Raw genomic sequence first — 4,094 nt, forward strand, 5'->3', positions numbered from 1 at the left:
CGTACAACAGTATAAGAAATCGTCTGTTGGCTTTGTTCTCCTGTGTGCTCAGGTTCGTTAAAAAACGGGTCATTATCAAATAATGAGGTTTGGCCCTCAAGCGTATTATATTTAGATTTCTCTGTTTTTGAACCATATAAAAGCTTAGTTAAATGGCGCACTTGATCGGTTAACGCTTCAATCTGTTTCGATAATTCTTTGTTTTGTTGATTTGAATGAGCCAATTGCTCTTCCAACAGTCGGATTATTTTTTCCTGCTGATTTTCATTCGTAGAAGAAGCGTTCGCCATATCATTCACCACTTTCCGTTCGATTTCGTTCTTCCTATTATAACCAGTTCAAACGGAGGAATAAAGATCAAATGTTCAAATTTAGAAAACACCTTTTGGTGATGATTGAATCGCCTTTGGCTGCTGAATTGATAACCCTTCGAGCAGCCTTATTCCGACTATAAAATTATTCCGACTTTCTATCTAAGTTAGTTATTTTTATTAGAAAAAATGAAGTTAATGGTAGGAATAATAAATATTCTATTTATCTTTAGTAAAATGTTGGTATCAGGAATTTCCTGAGAATAACATTGAAAGAGAGGTAATAGAAATGGATGTTTATTTCACTGGAAACAAAACTTTAGCTGGAATTTCAATGCGTGATTTTATCAAACTGTTTGAGGATGAAATGAAAAAGCTTGATTATTGCCAGAATACTATCCAAAGCAGGCTTTTAATGGTCAATAGAGCTTATACTGGTAGTACATGCGGGTTTGATGAAGAGGAAATTTATTCATCAGAAAAACTTTTTAATTGGCTAACTGTACAAAAAGATAAAATGTCTACAGGGGAAATATCACAAGATCGATATCTATACATGCAGAATACAGTTGATTTTTGCGAAGAGTTGTATCATACTGGCAGGCTGGAACGTAGAGGCCGACATCGAAAATATAGTAAGTATATGCCTGAATGCTTTAAAAAAATACAAATAGAATTTTTACAAAGCATCTCAAATAATCTGTCACATAGAACAATAGGCAGATATGAGTTAAATAGTAGGCAGTTTTTAATATATTTAGAGAAACATGGCATTTTTAGTATTTCTGATATTACCCGTACCAGTATTGAGGATTTTTTATCCAATTCCAGTAAATGTAGAAAGGATAGCATTGAAAAAGATATTCTGATGCTTAAAAGACTGTTTGCTTTCCTAAATTCAAAAGGGTATACATGCCTAGAATTAGATTTCAACATGTTGAAACCGGCAGGCAGACGAAAACCAGTACGCCCACATTTTTCACAAGAAGAAATCTCCAATATACTTGCTTCAATTGATACCTCATCCAGAAACGGCAAACGTGACTACGCTATCATTGTTCTTTCTGTTTATACTGGACTACGCTCCTCTGACATCTACAGTTTAAAACTGCAGGATATTGACTGGGTTAATAATGTTATAAAACTGAGACAAGTAAAAACAGGAAACAGTTTAGTATTACCGTTATGTGTTCAAGCAGGGAATTCAATAGCGGACTATATATTAAATGGACGACCAAATGTTGATGAAGAATGGATTTTTCTAAGGAATGTTCCCCCTTATACAAGACTTGAAGGCCATTCATCCGGCAATACCATGTTGAAAAGACATCTTGCTAAGATGGGGAAAAATCTTGAGAATACCGGCAAATCATTTCATGCATTACGCCGGAGTGTTGGGTCATGGATGTCCGAAGGACATACTCCCTTGGCTGTCATAGCTGAGTTTCTCGGGCACAGGACTACAGATGCAATAAAAAGTTACCTATCATATGATATAGAAAATATGAGAAAATGCTGCCTTGGTTTGGATGATATCCCTGTCTTAAAGGAGGGATTGTCATGAATTACAAATTCTCAAGCAATTTTTCCATTGTAATTAAAAATATGTTTAATTTCAGGGAATCTATGGGTTATAATCGTTATTCCTATGCCTCTGAACTTTATGACTTTGATCAGTTCTGTTCGTTAAAACACCCTGATGTAGATAAGCTAACAAAAGATCTAGTAATGGAATGGGGAATGAAAAGAGAAACAGAGAGTATAAATATGCATAAACACAGGCTGATATCAGTCCGCCAATTAGGAAAGTACATGAACTTTTCTGGGCAAGAAGCATATATAGTACCTGCTGATGTAATTGGAAACTACGAACCCTATACACCGTATATATTTACTGATGAAGAAATAACTGTTTTCTTTCACACCATAGATAACATTATATCCAATAAACGTACACCCTTTACTGAATATACAGTGCCAGTATTTTTTAGAGTTGCTTATGGGTGCGGACTCCGTCCTAACGAACTCCGGGATCTTAGGAGGTATGATGTCAATCTAGAAGATGGAACAATTTTTATTCATAACTCAAAAACTAAAAGGGACCGTATGATAAGTATAACGGAAGATTTAAATGAAGTATGTATAAAATATGACCAATTAGCTGAAAAAAGTTTTCCAAACAGACACTGATTCTTCCATATGTCGGTTAAAGACAGTCATAGGAGAAGATGGATATCAAACCAACTCAAAAAATATTGGAGGAAGGCAGAACTGGACAAGAAAACAGGAATATCTCCAAGGGTATATGACTTCCGTCATAATTATGCTACTAGAATTTTAATGAAATGGTTCGATGCTGGCGAAGATGTAATGGCTCTTCTTCCATATCTTAGTACATATATGGGACATGCTCAATTTCAAAGCACATTCTACTACATCCACCTTCTTCCGGAACGTTTAAGAAATAATAAACATTTCGACTGGAATAAATTTGATTCCTTAATACCGGAGGTGCGATATGAAGAATAGAAGTACTTCTTTAGAGTTTTTTGAATATGTCCGAAAATATCTGACTGAATTCATGCCACGGCATAGGAACCTTAGTGAAAATACTATACAGGCTAACAGGGATACTCTCAATTTGCTCCTAGATTACTGTGTCAATCAACTTGGGTACTCATTGCTAAAGATAGAGGTTAACACTTTCTTAGACATCGGTGTTATTACAGGATTCCTTGACTGGCTTCAAACAGAACGCAAATGTAGAAATGCTACAATCAATCAAAGGCTTTCATGCATCAGAAGCGTTTTTAAATACATTGCTTATGAAGAGATAACCTATACATCAATTTACGGCAGACTACTTGCCATACCACAAAGAAAGGTAGATAAAAATAAAACCATTGAATTCATGTCGGAAGATGCACTTAAAGCAATTCTCTCGTGCCCTAATACTAAGTCAAAAAAGGGTCTAAGGGATTGTTTCTATATGTCATTAATGTATGATTCTGCAGCTCGAAATAGTGAAATGCTCTCAATCAAAATGAAAAATGTTACAGATAATAAAATAGCTCCATATGTATTTGTAAATGGTAAGGGACGTAAGAAGAGAAGTATTCCACTGATGCAAAAAACTATGGATATTTACCATTTATATGTAAGGGGATTTCATAGAAACTATAACCCGGATGATTATTTATTTTATGTAATACATCATGGACAAAAAATGAAGATGTCTACTGATAATGTCGCAAAATTCATAAACAAATATGCTGAACAAGCGCGGTTAATATGTTCAAATATTCCAGATAAAGTCCACCCACATATGTTTAGAAGAAGCAGGGCAATGCATTTGTACAGAAACGGTATGCCATTACCATTACTTTCGGAATTCCTTGGTCACGAAGATCCAGAAACCACTTTGATATACGCTTCAGCGGATACTGAAATGAAAAGAAGAGCTATCGAAAAAGCAACCATTAACCTTGATATTGATAAAGAAAAAGCTATTCCAATATGGAAGGATGATGATGAAATGATACGTAGATTATATGGATTAAAATAATTTTTAAATGACAGGATTATTCCGATTTATAGTTTAAGATTTTGAGTTAATTTACAAGATTTCAAATAAAGGTCGGAATAATCTTGTAGTCGGTATAAGGCTGCTTATCAAGAATTCTGAATAAGCAGCCAGCGGAGTTCCTGCTGAGTAAGGCTACGGACTTCTTTTTCATTTTTTGGCCATTGAAGTTTGCCACTATCTAAACGCTTATAAAGCAT

Annotated in this window: 4 protein-coding genes and 1 pseudogene; 3 read left to right on the forward strand and 2 right to left on the reverse strand. The window is 34.8% G+C overall.

Translation table 11 applies throughout. From position 1 onward, the window contains the following. Positions 1–290, reverse strand: a pseudogene (locus tag HNR53_RS22955) (IS66 family transposase); the annotation flags it as partial. A gap of 310 nt (positions 291–600) precedes the next feature. Here HNR53_RS22955 and HNR53_RS22960 point away from each other — a divergent pair. From HNR53_RS22960 to HNR53_RS22970, 3 genes are all read left to right on the forward strand, one after another. Next, a complete protein-coding gene (locus HNR53_RS22960; protein ID WP_184530498.1) occupies positions 601–1,875 on the forward strand; it encodes a tyrosine-type recombinase/integrase in 1,275 nt (424 codons plus the stop codon). Further along, positions 1,872–2,501, forward strand: a complete 630-nt coding sequence (locus HNR53_RS22965; RefSeq protein ID WP_184530499.1) for a tyrosine-type recombinase/integrase — start codon at positions 1,872–1,874, stop codon at positions 2,499–2,501. Before HNR53_RS22960 ends, HNR53_RS22965 begins: the two co-directional genes overlap by 4 nt. 328 nt (positions 2,502–2,829) lie before the next feature. After that, positions 2,830–3,876: a tyrosine-type recombinase/integrase gene (locus tag HNR53_RS22970; RefSeq protein WP_184530501.1), complete on the forward strand. Its 1,047-nt coding sequence runs from the start codon at positions 2,830–2,832 to the stop codon at positions 3,874–3,876. A gap of 107 nt (positions 3,877–3,983) precedes the next feature. On the opposite strand, the gene tnpB is transcribed toward HNR53_RS22970, so the two are convergent. After that, complete coding sequence (gene tnpB, locus HNR53_RS23755) at positions 3,984–4,094, reverse strand: IS66 family insertion sequence element accessory protein TnpB (protein ID WP_184530503.1); 111 nt, start codon at positions 4,092–4,094, stop codon at positions 3,984–3,986.

Source organism: Bacillus benzoevorans (genome assembly GCF_014207535.1).
In the GTDB taxonomy this organism is placed as follows: Bacteria; Bacillota; Bacilli; order Bacillales; family Cytobacillaceae; genus Bacillus_BD; species Bacillus_BD benzoevorans.

Excerpts from the sequence above, each read along its gene's own strand:
- HNR53_RS22960 (WP_184530498.1), top strand. The coding sequence starts at position 601 with ATGGATGTTTATTTCACTGGAAACAAAACTTTAGCTGGAATTTCAATG.
- HNR53_RS22965 (WP_184530499.1), top strand. The coding sequence starts at position 1,872 with ATGAATTACAAATTCTCAAGCAATTTTTCCATTGTAATTAAAAATATG.
- HNR53_RS22970 (WP_184530501.1), top strand. The coding sequence starts at position 2,830 with ATGAAGAATAGAAGTACTTCTTTAGAGTTTTTTGAATATGTCCGAAAA.
- tnpB (WP_184530503.1), bottom strand. The coding sequence starts at position 4,094 with ATGCTTTATAAGCGTTTAGATAGTGGCAAACTTCAATGGCCAAAAAAT.